At 38.7% G+C, this 13987-nt stretch carries 14 protein-coding genes; 5 read left to right on the forward strand and 9 right to left on the reverse strand.

The genetic code is table 11. The features are described 5' to 3' along the window. Window positions 1–18: 18 nt before the first annotated feature. Complete coding sequence (locus ACFWE9_RS16140) at window positions 19–1098, reverse strand: nitric oxide synthase oxygenase (RefSeq protein WP_230155568.1); 1080 nt, start codon at window positions 1096–1098, stop codon at window positions 19–21. Window positions 1099–1365: 267 nt separating this feature from the next. On the opposite strand from ACFWE9_RS16140, the gene catR reads away from it, so the two are divergent. Both catR and ACFWE9_RS16150 read left to right on the forward strand, forming a co-directional pair. Further along, the gene (gene catR, locus ACFWE9_RS16145; RefSeq protein ID WP_230155565.1) at window positions 1366–1689 is read left to right on the forward strand and encodes a catDE operon transcriptional regulator CatR; all 324 of its coding nucleotides are present in this window, start codon (window positions 1366–1368) and stop codon (window positions 1687–1689) included. A gap of 151 nt (window positions 1690–1840) precedes the next feature. Next, window positions 1841–2758 (forward strand): NAD(P)/FAD-dependent oxidoreductase, encoded by a 918-nt coding sequence (locus ACFWE9_RS16150; RefSeq protein ID WP_230155563.1) that lies wholly within the window; start codon window positions 1841–1843, stop codon window positions 2756–2758. A gap of 542 nt (window positions 2759–3300) precedes the next feature. Here the strand turns inward: ACFWE9_RS16150 and ACFWE9_RS16155 are convergent. Beyond that, window positions 3301–3447, reverse strand: coding sequence for a lmo0937 family membrane protein (locus ACFWE9_RS16155; protein WP_230155562.1), 147 nt, complete (start codon window positions 3445–3447; stop codon window positions 3301–3303). Between the two features lie 287 nt (window positions 3448–3734). Between ACFWE9_RS16155 and ACFWE9_RS16160 the strand changes: the two genes are divergently transcribed. Both ACFWE9_RS16160 and ACFWE9_RS16165 read left to right on the forward strand, forming a co-directional pair. Beyond that, a complete protein-coding gene (locus tag ACFWE9_RS16160; protein ID WP_230155559.1) occupies window positions 3735–4055 on the forward strand; it encodes a YckD family protein in 321 nt (106 codons plus the stop codon). 172 nt (window positions 4056–4227) lie between these two features. Then, window positions 4228–6204 carry a S9 family peptidase gene (locus ACFWE9_RS16165; protein WP_230155558.1) on the forward strand — a complete coding sequence of 659 codons (1977 nt, stop codon included), beginning with the start codon at window positions 4228–4230 and terminating at the stop codon, window positions 6202–6204. A gap of 39 nt (window positions 6205–6243) precedes the next feature. On the opposite strand, the gene ACFWE9_RS16170 is transcribed toward ACFWE9_RS16165, so the two are convergent. The 6 genes from ACFWE9_RS16170 to ACFWE9_RS16195 all read right to left on the reverse strand — a co-directional run bounded on the left by ACFWE9_RS16170 (window position 6244) and on the right by ACFWE9_RS16195 (window position 11766). Next, window positions 6244–6675, reverse strand: coding sequence for a CBS domain-containing protein (locus tag ACFWE9_RS16170; protein WP_230155557.1), 432 nt, complete (start codon window positions 6673–6675; stop codon window positions 6244–6246). 282 nt (window positions 6676–6957) lie between these two features. After that, window positions 6958–7938: an ABC transporter permease gene (locus tag ACFWE9_RS16175; protein WP_230155556.1), complete on the reverse strand. Its 981-nt coding sequence runs from the start codon at window positions 7936–7938 to the stop codon at window positions 6958–6960. Next, complete coding sequence (locus ACFWE9_RS16180; RefSeq protein ID WP_230155555.1) at window positions 7931–8845, reverse strand: ABC transporter ATP-binding protein; 915 nt, start codon at window positions 8843–8845, stop codon at window positions 7931–7933. Before ACFWE9_RS16180 ends, ACFWE9_RS16175 begins: the two co-directional genes overlap by 8 nt. Continuing rightward, a complete protein-coding gene (locus ACFWE9_RS16185) occupies window positions 8842–9633 on the reverse strand; it encodes an SGNH/GDSL hydrolase family protein (RefSeq protein WP_230155554.1) in 792 nt (263 codons plus the stop codon). Before ACFWE9_RS16185 ends, ACFWE9_RS16180 begins: the two co-directional genes overlap by 4 nt. 466 nt (window positions 9634–10099) lie before the next feature. Further along, complete coding sequence (locus ACFWE9_RS16190) at window positions 10100–11284, reverse strand: MFS transporter (protein ID WP_377357703.1); 1185 nt, start codon at window positions 11282–11284, stop codon at window positions 10100–10102. Between the two features lie 329 nt (window positions 11285–11613). Next, window positions 11614–11766: a hypothetical protein gene (locus tag ACFWE9_RS16195; RefSeq protein ID WP_230155551.1), complete on the reverse strand. Its 153-nt coding sequence runs from the start codon at window positions 11764–11766 to the stop codon at window positions 11614–11616. A 326-nt stretch (window positions 11767–12092) separates the two neighbouring features. Between ACFWE9_RS16195 and ACFWE9_RS16200 the strand changes: the two genes are divergently transcribed. After that, a complete protein-coding gene (locus ACFWE9_RS16200; protein WP_230155549.1) occupies window positions 12093–13007 on the forward strand; it encodes a YitT family protein in 915 nt (304 codons plus the stop codon). 94 nt (window positions 13008–13101) lie between these two features. Here the strand turns inward: ACFWE9_RS16200 and ACFWE9_RS16205 are convergent, their stop codons facing one another. Then, window positions 13102–13296, reverse strand: coding sequence for a cold-shock protein (locus tag ACFWE9_RS16205; RefSeq protein ID WP_034307294.1), 195 nt, complete (start codon window positions 13294–13296; stop codon window positions 13102–13104). Between the last annotated feature and the right edge of the window lie 691 nt (window positions 13297–13987).

Below are 13987 nucleotides of genomic sequence, written 5' to 3' on the forward strand. Positions count from 1 at the left end.
ATGCTGCGTATTGTAAACCTATTTATATGGAGGCTTTTGATAAAAGAAATTAGGCGTCATTATTTCATTATTAAACGGTTTATGAAAAACGTGTGTCGTAGCTGGAGAGACCGGGGGAATTAACCATGTCCAGTCCCCCGTTACTTTCCGGTCAAGTGACGCTTCCTTTTCTTCGAATTTCTTGAATTGTTTAGCTGCTGTATGGTGATCCACAATGCTGACACCAGATTTTTTAAACGAATGAAGGACCGCTTCATTCAATTCGATCAAGGCTCGATCTTTCCATAAATTAGAATCTCGTTTAATATCCAAGCCCATTCGCTCCCCTATTACTGGAAGCATATTGTAGCGATCTTCATCAGCAAGATTTCTCGCCCCGATTTCCGTTCCCATGTACCACCCATTGAATGGTGCAGCTGAATAAGTAATGCCGCCGATTTCCAGTCTCATACCAGAAATGATTGGTACTGCATACCATTTAATTTGAAGGTCTTTGAACCATGTAAACTCCGGGTGGATGATTGGAACTTCTTTAACCAGTCCATCAGGAATTTCAAAAATACTAGGGGTTTGTCCGTCCAATTGGATGACAAGTGGTAATATATCGAATGGACCATATTCCCCCTTCCAGCCTAATGCAAGACATTGCTTCGTAAATTCGATTGAACTTGAATCACCAATTACACCATGTTCCGTCTCATATCCTGCATAACGAATAAGCTGATGATTCCAGATATCGATTTTTTCATCATGATCTTTCTGTTTAAAAATTGTAATCACAGGCCTGATGTTTCCTTTATTCGTCGCGTAATCGATATGTTCAAAAAGGGCCGATGCAATCTCTTCTTCGCTCTGAATCAACCTTTTATCAATCACCCGCAGCGACTCCCAAAAAAAGCGACCGATGCAACGATTACTATTCCGCCAAGCTAATTTAGCACCATGTACTAATTCTTCATTTGTATGTTCATATTTGTCTGTTTCATTAATTTCTTTTTTGATTTGTTCAATCCTACTAGTTATTTCTTCTTCCGTTTTCAACAATTCTGAATAGCTTGTCCTGATAAAGGATACGGCCTCTTGCAGTAAATCACTCATCTTTCCCACGGATCCTTCCATTTGCAAAACTTTGAATTCAATAATAAAGTAACATATTTCTCATAGTATCTCTAAAGGAACACCTTTTTTTATGGAGATTTCTTTTAAAATGTGGCAATTCCGAGGCAGAAATAATTTTTCCGCATGATACTTAAAGTAAGTTCATAAATTTTTTATACTATAATATCTCTAGTAACTAAATAATAATCGGTAAAGCTGTTACAGAAGCGGTAAATGGATTATAATATAATAATATGGGGTGATATGATGAATAATACGACACTTTGTCCGCGATTTGAAAAAGGGATGCAAATCTTGAGTAAACGCTGGACTGGATTGATTGTCAATCAATTGCTTAATGGCCCTCAACGGTTTTGTAATATTGAATCTGCCTTCCCGATCAGCGGGAGGATTCTTTCTGAACGTTTAAAGGACTTGGAGATTGAAGGTATTGTAAAAAGAGACGTATATCCAGAGACACCGGTCAGGATTGAATATTCATTAACTGAAAAAGGCAAGGCACTTGCACCGGTAATGAGAGAAATTCAAAACTGGGCTCAAGAATGGCTCGAACCAATACAGAATCAATAGCATAGGCAAAAGGAAAAAAGGGAAAGTTCGCCAGCTGGCTGACTTTCCCTTTTTTATGTCTTGCTTTTGTTTAACCGCTCACGACTAGTGGTATATTTTTTACAGATAGAATAACACTAGGTTTATTCTAAATTATATGGGCGGTGAATTCATGAAGCAAGCAGACTGCATAGTAATTGGTGGCGGAATAGCCGGTATTCAGGCAGCCATTCAGCTCGGAAGATATAAACATCGTATACTCGTCATTGATTCTGCACAGGGCCGTTCTTCCATAGCCAAGGCTTACCATAACATCCTTGGATGGCCTGATGGGGTAAGCGGCAATCATTTAAGGACTTTGGGCAGACAGCACGCTGAAAAATTCGATGTCGAATTCTTGAATGATACTGTGATATCTATTGAAAAAAAGCAGGACGAGTTTTTTATCAAAACAAAGAATGACACGGAATATCAAGCAAAAACGATTTTTCTCGGAACGGGAATTACCGATAACATCCCTCCAATCAAAAATATTTATTCAACGCTTGGGACATCCACCTATATATGCCCAGACTGTGATGGGTATGAGATCATGGATAAGCAAACTGTTGTTATTGGCGGTGGGAATGCGGGAGCAGGTATGGCCCTTACCCTATTATATTGGTCAAAAGATATCATTTACGTAAATCATGTGAAATCAAAAATTGATGATCAATACAGGGAAAAGTTGAAGAAAAACCAGATTCCCCTATTCGAAGAAGAAGTTGAAGAAGTTCTTGTTGATGCTAAACAACAGATGACGGCGATACAATTAATAACTGGTAAAATAATTGAAGCTGAAAAGGCATTCACTGCCTTTAAAGGGAACAAACTGAATAATGAACTCGCCATACAATTGGGTGTGGGGGTAAACGAAAACAATCATGTGGTGGTCCACCCTCGCACTAAAGAAACGAATATCGAGGGAGTTTGGGCCGGCGGCGACCTCGTTGCGCACTCTGAACAAGTAACCATTTCGATGGGCGATGGGACCCAAGCAGCGATTTGGATTCATAAGAGACTGCTGGGCCAGCCACTTCCTTATGATTAAAGCGCCGCGGTAGAAAAATTAAAACGGCGACTTGTTTACCAGACTGTAGACAAAATGGATAATAATTGAGTTTGTCTACAGTTTTTTTAGGCATTTCAAATTTGACCGTTGATTTCCACTGCAGGCACTCGCTTTCCGCGGGCGGTCCGGGAGCCTCCTCGGCGCTCTTTGCGCCTGCGGGGTCTCCCTTGGACACGTATTCCCGCAGGAGTCTCGCACCTTCCGTTCCAATCACCTTGTTTTAACAGTTAGATAGAACTCCTTTTTCCTACAGTCTTTTTTGTTCTAAAATTTTCACATGTGTGGAATAAACAAAAGAGACTCTGTACTTAGATAGAAAATCTGTTCAAACAGGTCAGTATCTTTATAGCAGCGTTCATAATTTTTCCCTAACGTAGAGAAGTGTGGCACTTTATCATGGAAACCCTAACCTAATGAGACCTTCCGAAACCTTAATGTATAAAAAATGGGGCGACCTGTTATCCAGGACGCCCTTTCCATTCCTATATGTTTCTTCGTAAGCCTTCGGCTCAAATGTATATCTACATTCGACTCCTTCCTTTAAAAACTTTGACCAGAATGAGAATGACCGCGATGATGAGCAAGATATGTATAAAGCCTGCTGCCACTTTAAAGACTAAACCAAGTACCCATAATAATATTATTGCGCCAATAATTGTCCAAAGCATAATGATCTCCCCTTTCTTTTTACTATTCTCATTAATGGAACTTTCTTTAATAGAAGTTCCTCCAATATTTTTAGCTTACATTTAAACTACCCATTTCTTTCTTTCACAAACCCTTTAGTGGGAGATCCAAAAAAATATTACATAAAGCTGTAAATCCTGTAAAAGATAATAAAGAAATAAGGAATCTTCCTTCAGCAAAAACTTAATTCTCCAAAGGAAGAGACTATCAGTTTTAAAGGTCCTAAGGATAGCGCTTTACAAGAAAATATAAAAGGAGTCGTTCATTCATGAAAAAGTTTTTAGTCATCTGTTTAACAGCCTGTTCCCTTTTCTTGGTTAACCTGAACCAGCCGTCTGCAGAGGAAACTAAGGCAAAACCGGAAAGCGTACAATTCACTGATGCGCAAAAAACAGAAATTGCAAAGATCCAAAAGCAGATACTCGCGGACAAAAAGAAATTAATTGAAAAATACGTAGAGTTTGGTGCGCTTTCAAAAGAAGAAGCAGATAAAATGTTATCTCACTTTGAAAAACATTATAAAATGATGGAAGAACATAATTTCCAAATCCCGCCGCATCGCCCGCATACACGACATATGCATGAGTAATTTTATGTTCTTTACCTATGAAGCATGCTAATCCGTCCTTATAAAAAAAGGCCGGATTTTTTTCATTTCTTTCATTCTTGATAAATAAACCTTACGTGTTTACCATTTACTAAAGGATTTATATTTCCCTTTAGCGAAATACATAATTATGAGAAATGAAAGGGTGAAAAGGATGAACAAAATAGGGATAACAGCAAGAGACTTATTTCACTTGAAATCAGTGACAGATCCAAAGCTATCACCAGATGGCAGCATGGCGGTTTATGTCCAAACGAGAATTGATGAAAAAACAGAAAAATACATTTCCAATCTGTATATGTACAGCTTGATTACGAATGAAACAAAGCAATGGACGTTTGGGGATAATCGTGATACATCTCCAGCATGGTCTCCTGATGGAAAGGATATCGCCTTTATATCAGACAGATCAGGAAAAAAACAAGTTCACCTAATTGGGAGCATTGGTGGGGAAGCTCGACAGCTGACCCATTTCATAAACGGTGTAACCAAACCGATTTGGTCACCATGTTCCTCCAAGTTGTTGCTTTCTACCGGTTTAAAAGAGGGAGAAACCCTTAATACAGTAAAGGAAAATGATTTGTCTAAAGAAGTACACCGGTATGACCGGATTAAGTATAAATGGGATGGGAGAGGCTATTTCGATCAGTTATATCAACAGCTCGTTGTAGTGGATATTTTTCAAAACGAATCTGTATTGCTAACGGAAAATAATATTGATCATCACCCTAATGCGTGGTCCCCTGATGGTCAGCACGTTGCTTTCATAAGCGGGGATGCAGAAAAAAGTGATGATGAACTTTTTTCTTCTGATATTTTCACTATGGATCTTGAAACGAAGTCTTTACAGAAGATAACGGATAGTACGGGTTTCTTTAAAGACCCGAAATGGTCTCCAAATGGTAAATATCTTTCCTTCATTGGACATAATAAAGAATTTGCAGGTGCCACCTTTTCAAATATCTGGTTGCACTCCATATCCGATCAAACGATTCAGTGCTTAACGGATGGGTGGGACGTCGAAATCGGGGATTCCGCAATCGGGGATTTCCAAATCGGGGCAGTCGACCCCGGTATTTTATGGACAAACGATAGCCAAGGCTTTTATTTTTTAATAAGTGATTATGGAAATACTGGAGTTTATTATGGTTCGATTGAGGGCGCTATGTATCCATCCATCCTCGATCCACAGCATATATATGGACTGACCATAGATCCCGAAAGCCATCGTGCCGTCGTGGCCATAAGTACACCCGCTCATCCAGGCGATCTCTTTGCTTATAACCTTACGAATGGAGATAAAGAACAAATCAGTTTTGTGAATGATGAATTTTTAAGGAATAAACATTTATCCATAGCTGAACCCATTTCTTTTCCTGTTGCAGATGGTCTGACCATCCACGGCTGGATCATGAGGCCGACCGAATTTAATGAAAATCTTAAATATCCACTCATTTTGGAAATTCACGGCGGTCCTCATATGATGTATGCCAATACCTATGTTCATGAATTCCAGACCTTGGCTAATGAAGGGTATACTGTTTTGTTCACTAACCCGCGTGGAAGTTTGGGATATGGTCAGGACTTCGCAAATGCCTGCCGAGGTGATTATGGTGGCATGGATTATCAGGACTTAATGGCTGGAGTGGATCATGTTTTAACTACATATGATTTTATAAACCATGAAGATTTGGGTGTCTCCGGCGGAAGTTATGGAGGGTTCATGACAAATTGGATAATCGGTCATACCAACCGTTTCAAGGCTGCTGTAACTCAGCGTTGCATTAGTAACTGGTTAAGCTTTTATGGTGTCAGTGACATCGGCTATTATTTTACAGAATGGGAAATTGGCGGCGATATCATAAACTCGGCTGATAAATTGTGGCAGCACTCACCTTTAAAGTATATTTCCAATGTGAATACTCCTTTACTTTTACTTCACGGTGAAAAAGATTTCCGATGTCCCATTGAACAGAGCGAGCAATTCTTTGTCGCTTTAAAACGGCAAAACAAAGAAGCTGTACTTGTTTCCTTCCCGGATGAAACTCATGAAATTACCCGAAGCGGATCTCCCAAAATGCGTCTGCGACATTTAGAAGAAATCAAAGGATGGTTCAATAAATATTTTTAAAAACAAAACTCTGTTAGCATTTGCTAACAGAGTTTTGTTTTAGTGTTGAATTTGATCTCTGTCCTCGGAAATAGAACTTAAAGCATTACCCGCGATAGAATTTGACTGACGGTGTACAGCAAGATCTCCTAATGCCACAACTCCGACGAGCTTGTCATTTTCCACTATAGGGAGTCTTCTGATTTGTTCATTCCCCATTAACTCCTCAGCATCATCAACTGACATATCAGGAGTACCCGTTACAAGATTGGTGGAAATAACATCAGTAATTCTCGTCGAGTTTGGCTTTTTCTCTGCCACACAGCGGATAACGATATCCCTGTCTGTAATGACACCAATTAAATGGTTATTCTCCAGTACAGGAATGACTCCAACATCGTCATCCTTCATTTTGACTGCTGCTTCATAGATATTATCTTCCGCTGTGCAACAGTCAACATCTGTTGTCATAATATCTCTTAGTGTAGTCATGGATTTCCCCCCCATATTTCAAAATTTCATTAGTTGCTTGTTTATTGTTGGCCTTTTAAAAGATATTATTCATCAGCTTCAAACAGGATTCGATTTGGACTGGCAGACAATTTATATCTTCCTCACAATCTGAATATCTCCACTGGAAACTGAAGTCATTGGCAGGAATTTTTCATTCAGATGATGATCATCCATATATAAACCTCCAATTTGAATGATATTTAATTAAGGATACCAAGTATAAAATAAAAAACAGCCTATAGTTTAATAGGCTGCCTATCTTTAGTAAACATCCTTTTTGGTAAATGCCGCAAAGGATACAATTAAAGCTAGCCCCCACCAGACAAGCAATGTAATGACGGAGGATAATAAGGTCATTCCCTCGATTGGCGGAGCCGTACCGCTAATATAAGTGGTTAATTTCAAATTCACCATAAAAAAATATTTCGCTGATTCCCATGATGAAACCATATTATTCAGGATAGCCCCTGAAATTAATGCAGCCAGCATGATGCCCATGCCAGCGGGTGTACTGCGTACCAAAACAGATAGCATGAAAGAAAGGGTCCCTACTACTACCGCAACCAGCCAAACAAGTCCCAAATCCATCAATAGGAATTTCCATTGTGCAACTAACCTTACTTGACTGACATCCACATTAGCGCCCTTCAAATCAAATCCGGTTATGACGGGTGCCCCCCATCCCTGATACCCAAAAACAAGTCCCGATAACAAATACGAAAGTAAAGCTGTCATCGCCACAATTAGCGAAACCGACAATAATAATGTTACATACTTACTCATTAAAATTTTCCATCGTTCCACTGGCCTTGTTAACAGAAGTTTGATTGTACCTTGACTATTTTCGGAAGAAACCAAATCACTTGCTACAATCATGATCAGTAGCGGAATGAACAAATCAATGGCATTTTCCAAAAACATACGTGTAAAAGTAGCTGCACCTGGTTCTGAGGGGTTTATGTCATGATCCAGGTAATATTGCTGCTGCTTTAGACTGACTTCGAGTTGTTCACGCCACTCATCCAGCATCCTATTTGAGCTCAATCGATTTTGAGTATCAATGATTTGCTGTTGAAGAGCAGCACGCCAATCAGAAGTACCTAACTTCTCCTGCTGCTCTTTCACTTGTTTATATTGTGCATACGTGAACATCATCACTAAAATGCCAACGATGATACCTATTATGACTAACCGTTTTTTTGCCAACAATTTCATCATTTCATTTTGGATCAAATTATTCAATGCGTGCACCTCCGCTACCGGTTACCTGCAAAAATAATTCTTCCAATCCCGGGAGGTTTCGGTTCATTTCATGCACCTTAACCCCTGCTTGGTTCAGCGCGGCATTCCATTCAGGAGTTTCGACTTCATCATAAGCTGTAATGATAAAGTTTTGTTCTACGGTAATATCGGTGTAACCGCTAAGGATTTCCACACCCTTTTTTAAGGGTTCTACCCTCCAAATTATCCGCTCTTGTGTGGATAATAGACTTTCCACTGTATCGGTTTTGATTATTTCTCCATTTTTTATGATCGCGACCCGGTCACATAGTAGCTGGATTTCTCCTAATAAGTGTGAAGAAACGAGAACACTCATACCTTCATCTTCAGCCAACTTTCTGATAAATTGCCTCATTTCACGGATTCCAGCAGGATCTAGACCATTGGTTGGTTCATCCAAAATCAATAGCTTTGGACGATTCAGCATCGCCTGCGCAATTCCTAGACGCTGCCTCATACCTAGAGAATAGGTCTTCACTTTATCATGAATTCTTACTTCTAGACCGACTAGTTCAGTAACCTCATTCATTCTTGATTCATCAACTTTTGGTAACATTCTTGCAAAGTGGAGCAAATTATCCCAACCACTCAAAAATGGATATAACTCCGGATTTTCTACGATACAACCCATATGCTGCATGGCCTTCGTGAATTCCTTACGCACATCATATCCGCATATATGGATGGATCCCGATGATGGCTTAATCAGACCGACCAACATGCGGATCGTCGTCGTTTTACCGGCGCCATTCGGTCCTAAAAAGCCGAAAACCTCACCTTCATTCAGCTCAAAATCTAATCCTTTAATAATTTCCCTTTTACCAATCTTTTTTTTCAAGCCCTTAACAGACAATGTTACCTGTTTCATCGTTCCTCATCCTCCCATTTTATTAAAGGAGCAACCCTATCAGCAATTAAACGATACCCCTCCTTATTAGGGTGAAATTTATCTGAATACAAATATTCATTTACCGATAATTGAAATAAGTCGAATGTTGGTACGAAAATCGCGTTTTTATAATGAGCCACGACTTCTGCCGTTTCATTATTCCAGTCCCGTACTATGCGGTTAGTATCTAAGTCTTCATCCAACTCTATAAATGGATTATACAAGCCAAGTAAAAATATGGTGGCTGTATCATTGACATGATTGAGATCTTTTAAAATTTCATGCAAATTTTTCAAATATTTCTTTTGTGAAACGGATGCAGCCTCCCTATCATAATCAATCAAGGTCTGGCCCTTCTGAAAGAGGTCGTTGCCGCCAATAGTAACTAAAATTACATCAGCTGCCTGGATTTGACGCTTCACTTCCGTTTGTTTCACTTGCTGCACCAATTCTTGAGACACTTGTCCATTAATGCCGAGGTTATGAATGAGCGGTTTTCTATGGTATTCACTCTCCAAATCTTCCATAACAAGTCCAACATAACCTTTTCCTGTTTCATCACCTGTACCACGTGTCAATGAATCACCCAACGCCACTACCGTAAAGTCATCAGGAAGATTCTTTTTAATGGGGGTCGTTTCATTAGCTCCCATTTCAGAAGTTTTTTTCCCATAATGGTCAATAATAGTCCAACCAAGGCAAAATAAACAAAACAGCCCGATAAAAGCTGAAACAATGGTAGCCGCCAACACTTTTGGTTTGCTCAAAAACACTCATCCTTCCATTCATTCTCTACCTTCCATTAAATCATATTTTTTCCAAAAACAAAAAAACTGATTGCTCTTGGTAAGAAAAATTCCGGATACTCCCGTCCCCTATTCATTTTCAATAGCTCAATTAGTAAGTAATAAAGGCTGAAAGAGATTCATGAAATCAAGTTAAACTCTTTTAACCTCCTTTATTCCTCCCTTGATAAACTTTCTGGTGGAAAAGGCTTATTTCGTCTGTTTTCACGATCCTTAGAAGGCGAGTCCCTTACGCTCCAATCAACGGTCAAATTTTAAAAACCTAAAAAAACACCCCGTAAATGTTAGTTTGGTGTCTAACATTTACGGGGCAGTTCAACTCCATTATTATCGAGTTTGTCTACAGTCAGACCTCTTCACGTTGTAAGGTGAAGAAGCTTCTTACTTTCTAAAATTTTATAAAAAAGATACTCAACTCAGGTTCCTACTATACGCTTTGTTCTCCCATTACTTTTTGTTTTTTATCCAATCCCATGAGCCATATTGTAAGCAGCATCCCAATTAATGTGAGCATAGCGTAAAATAAATACACCGCATATATCCCTGACTTATCCAAAATAATCCCGCCGCTGAAGGTACTGAACCAGTTTCCCAACCCATTGCCAATTGCGGAATAAAGCGTTATGGCAGTAACGGTTATATGGGCCGGTACGACTTCCCGGATATATTGCACAGCCGCAGGAATGAATAAGCCAAGTGAAAAACCTTGCATGATGGAAGTCACGTATACGGTTGTCAAACTGGGTTCGGTAAAATACAAACCCCAGCGAACCAACGAAGCCGCTCCCGCCAATAAGGTTATAGGCATCAATCCCATTTTATGAATCCAGCTGCCTGCCATTCTCATAAACGGAATTTCCGACAATACTGCTAACAGGAACGCAATGCCAATCCCCGTATATGTACCACCTCTTGCTTCTACAAACAAACCATAGTATACATTATTTGCAAGGTTTGGACCGAAAAGCAAAAACGTGATTGCAAGAAAGATAAGGAAACGTTTCATGGTAATCAATTCTTTAATTCCACTAAAAAGTTTTACCTTTTCTCGAGCAGGCTCTTCAGGTAAGCGGAGAGCTAGAAGAGCCGCAATCAATAGACCGAAGAAAAAGGCGTAAAATATAGCGGATGGACCAATTAATGATTCCGATAACTTCCCCATTACAAAAACGGCGATACCGTAACCAAGTGAACCGAATAAACGGATTTTTCCATAATTCGATTTGATTCTTGTAGTATATTGAAGGGTGATGCTATCTGAAATTGGTATAATGGCACTTTGAAAGATAGCCAAAGCAATTGCAACGGATACTAAAAGGAAATAAGGCTCAAACAGTAAGTAACCTAACCCGAATAAACCAGCTAGGAATGATGTCAGTGCCAGTATTTTTGCTGGTTTTCCGCTCCAATCACAGACAATTCCCCAAAAAGGCTGAAAAACGATCATCACTATCGGTCCAACCGACATGATCGTACCTATTTCAATACCTGACAAACCTGCCTCATTGGTTAAATAAACGCTTAAAAGTGGTGTTAAACTGCCCACTGAAAAAAAAGAAAATAAGTAAAATACCTTCAAACTTATAATATTAGCATGCTTTTGTTTTTCCAAATCCAGCTTCCCCCATGCAGTTTATCTTCTACCAAGTCCTCATATACAACAACCGAATTTTGAATAGTATTATAACCTGTTTTAAACGATTCTTCACGTCGAACGAAGATTTCCTCTTACGAGATAAATGTGGTTCCGTTAGTAAAATGTTTGGAAAGATGATTCAATATTTTTCTTTTCCAAAATCAATGTCTGTGGTTTGGCCAATGGCAAGAATTCTTCCACTCTCTCATTAATACGATTGATTTCATCATCATTATTTCCGGATCCACAAATCTATTTTCATCTAAATAATTATTGTAGAAAAATTGTTTTCTGACATTCATGAATTATCGTTCGCAAGTTGGCACATAAAAAGCCACTCCCATCGAGCGGCCGCTTCCTATACGAAAGACGTTTACATTTGTTTCCACTACCAGTAGGTTCCAATACACTGCAATCATAAATAGGATGGTGCCTAATGATACATTTGATCGTACCATTGTCTATTTTCCTATAATTTAATGGAAATTCATAGTACCTCAAGGTTTTTATTTCTTTACAATGATTTATTTACACCCTATATCTTCCAGAGTATTCCATTCACAAATAAATTGCAGGTTTCTTTCATAAAATCAATAAATTTAGAAATACTATTCTTTTGTATAGAGTAAAATAAAAAGTGCATGGCAGTTACAAGCTTTCATTGTCATGAAATTCAAAATAATTATTCAGAAATATATTAATTAAGAATGTTAATTCCTTTATTTAATTATACCTATAGGTTTATAATCAAATAGTACATATATAGAGAGAAGGAGTGGTGGGCATGATAATGTCAGACCTGGCAGGTGCAAGCACAGCTGAAATTGTGCACAAAAAGACCCAGCACAAAAAATTAACGCTAAGACAAATTTTACAGAGAGGTCTTTTAATTACAATTGGTGCGGTTTTGATGGCTGTCGGCCTCGAGATTTTTTTAGTGCCGAATAACGTTATCGACGGAGGCATAACAGGTATATCGATTATGTTATCTTACATTACTGGTTGGAAACTCGGTATCTTCCTTTTCATTTTGAATCTTCCTTTCTTTTTTGTCGGTTATAAACAAATTGGAAAAACCTTCGCATTATCTACTCTGTATGGAATCTTGGTCCTTTCCATCACAACTACATTGCTTCATCACGTACCAGCTTTCACTCAAGATATCCTCCTGGCGTCCGCATTTGGCGGAATGATTCTTGGCATTGGTGTCGGAATGGTCATTCGATATGGCGGATCATTGGATGGTACAGAAATACTAGCAATTCTCGCCAGCAAAAAGATTCCTTTTTCAGTTGGAGAGATTGTCATGTTCTTTAATTTATTCATCCTTGGCAGTGCTGGTTTCGTTTTCTCTTGGGATCGTGCCATGTATTCGATTATAGCTTATTTCGTAGCTTATAAAACGATGGATATCGTCATTGCCGGTTTGGATGAATCAAAATTTGTGTGGATTATCAGTGATGAATTCGATGATATCGGCGACGCTATAATGAATCGCCTTGGACGGGGCGTTACCTTTTTGGCTGGCGAAGGAGCTTATTCTGGTGATGACAAAAAAGTCATCTTCTGTGTAATTAACAGGCTCGAGGAAGCCAAACTTAAAGATATAGTTAAAAGCTTCGATCCTTCTGCTTTTCTTGCCGTAGGGGATATCGCCGAAGTGCGAGGGGGCAGGTTCAAGAAAAAGGATATTCACTGATCTTTTAACTGGTTTTCCTGCTTTTTGTTTCATCCAATTGACAAAAAGATAAAAAAAGCTGAAGGGGAATCCCTTCAGCTTTTTTTATAAAGACTTAATAGTTTCTCGGATTGTTGATGGCTTGAAGCATTCTAGTGCCGGGTTTCATCTCGCTGCTACATAGCGGACAAACGTGTTCATCATTACTTGTAAAGTTATCGCGAATCCAACCTTTGCAATCTTCTGATGTACATTCCCACACCTTAGTTTCTTCAGGAATGATTTCTTCCGTATTATTTCTTCTATACATGTATCTCACTCCTTAGAATTGAATTAACTCCGTCCTGCATAACAGATCCCAAGCCATAAAAATAAAAGAAGAATAGATGGCGATTAATATAAAAAAATTGCATCCATTGGCTTATCTAAGATTTGTTTATATTCCCCACACTCAAATTTCCAAGTGCCAAGAACTAGAGATTAAAACCATGGATTTTTAATATCCAAATACCATTATATCATATATATGCTTTTTTTATTTGAGTAAATGCTTCAAAGAAGAAAAGATTCCATAAATCCATGCTTTCTTAATCCTTTTAAATCATGAAACACAGTCTCTGACTTACCGAAATTGGTAATCGAGACTGCGTCAGTTGAGAATCCATTTCATATGGTTCTTCCTGCTCGTTCGATTGATTTTTCAAAGCGAATCAAGCATGAGAGTAATTTTAATGCCAAAACCTAAAACAATGAAAGCCCTGCCTCTCTCCCATCCATACGGTTCCTAGACCGTGCCTGCGAGAATCAGATAAAAGCTTATAAGTACATGTTTATTAATTAAACCGTCCGTAATTCCAATTGGGAAAATTAAATTCCAAAAGATAAATGGTACATAGAAGTAAGTTAATGAAGAACAAAAATGGATCGAGGAAAATACTTGGTGATTACATGTATTTCTTTTTTCTAGATGTGTTTAACTTGATTCTACTCCATCATATTGC

The sequence above is a fragment of the Peribacillus sp. NPDC060253 genome, assembly GCF_042727425.1.
GTDB lineage: Bacteria > Bacillota > Bacilli > Bacillales > DSM-1321 > Peribacillus.

Coding starts and splice junctions, on each gene's coding strand:
- ACFWE9_RS16200 (WP_230155549.1), top strand. CDS start 12,093: ATGATAATGTCAGACCTGGCAGGTGCAAGCACAGCTGAAATTGTGCAC.
- ACFWE9_RS16150 (WP_230155563.1), top strand. CDS start 1,841: ATGAAGCAAGCAGACTGCATAGTAATTGGTGGCGGAATAGCCGGTATT.
- ACFWE9_RS16205 (WP_034307294.1), bottom strand. CDS start 13,296: ATGTATAGAAGAAATAATACGGAAGAAATCATTCCTGAAGAAACTAAG.
- ACFWE9_RS16195 (WP_230155551.1), bottom strand. CDS start 11,766: ATGGTACGATCAAATGTATCATTAGGCACCATCCTATTTATGATTGCA.
- ACFWE9_RS16155 (WP_230155562.1), bottom strand. CDS start 3,447: ATGCTTTGGACAATTATTGGCGCAATAATATTATTATGGGTACTTGGT.
- ACFWE9_RS16160 (WP_230155559.1), top strand. CDS start 3,735: ATGAAAAAGTTTTTAGTCATCTGTTTAACAGCCTGTTCCCTTTTCTTG.
- catR (WP_230155565.1), top strand. CDS start 1,366: ATGAATAATACGACACTTTGTCCGCGATTTGAAAAAGGGATGCAAATC.
- ACFWE9_RS16170 (WP_230155557.1), bottom strand. CDS start 6,675: ATGACTACACTAAGAGATATTATGACAACAGATGTTGACTGTTGCACA.
- ACFWE9_RS16165 (WP_230155558.1), top strand. CDS start 4,228: ATGAACAAAATAGGGATAACAGCAAGAGACTTATTTCACTTGAAATCA.
- ACFWE9_RS16140 (WP_230155568.1), bottom strand. CDS start 1,098: ATGAGTGATTTACTGCAAGAGGCCGTATCCTTTATCAGGACAAGCTAT.
- ACFWE9_RS16180 (WP_230155555.1), bottom strand. CDS start 8,845: ATGAAACAGGTAACATTGTCTGTTAAGGGCTTGAAAAAAAAGATTGGT.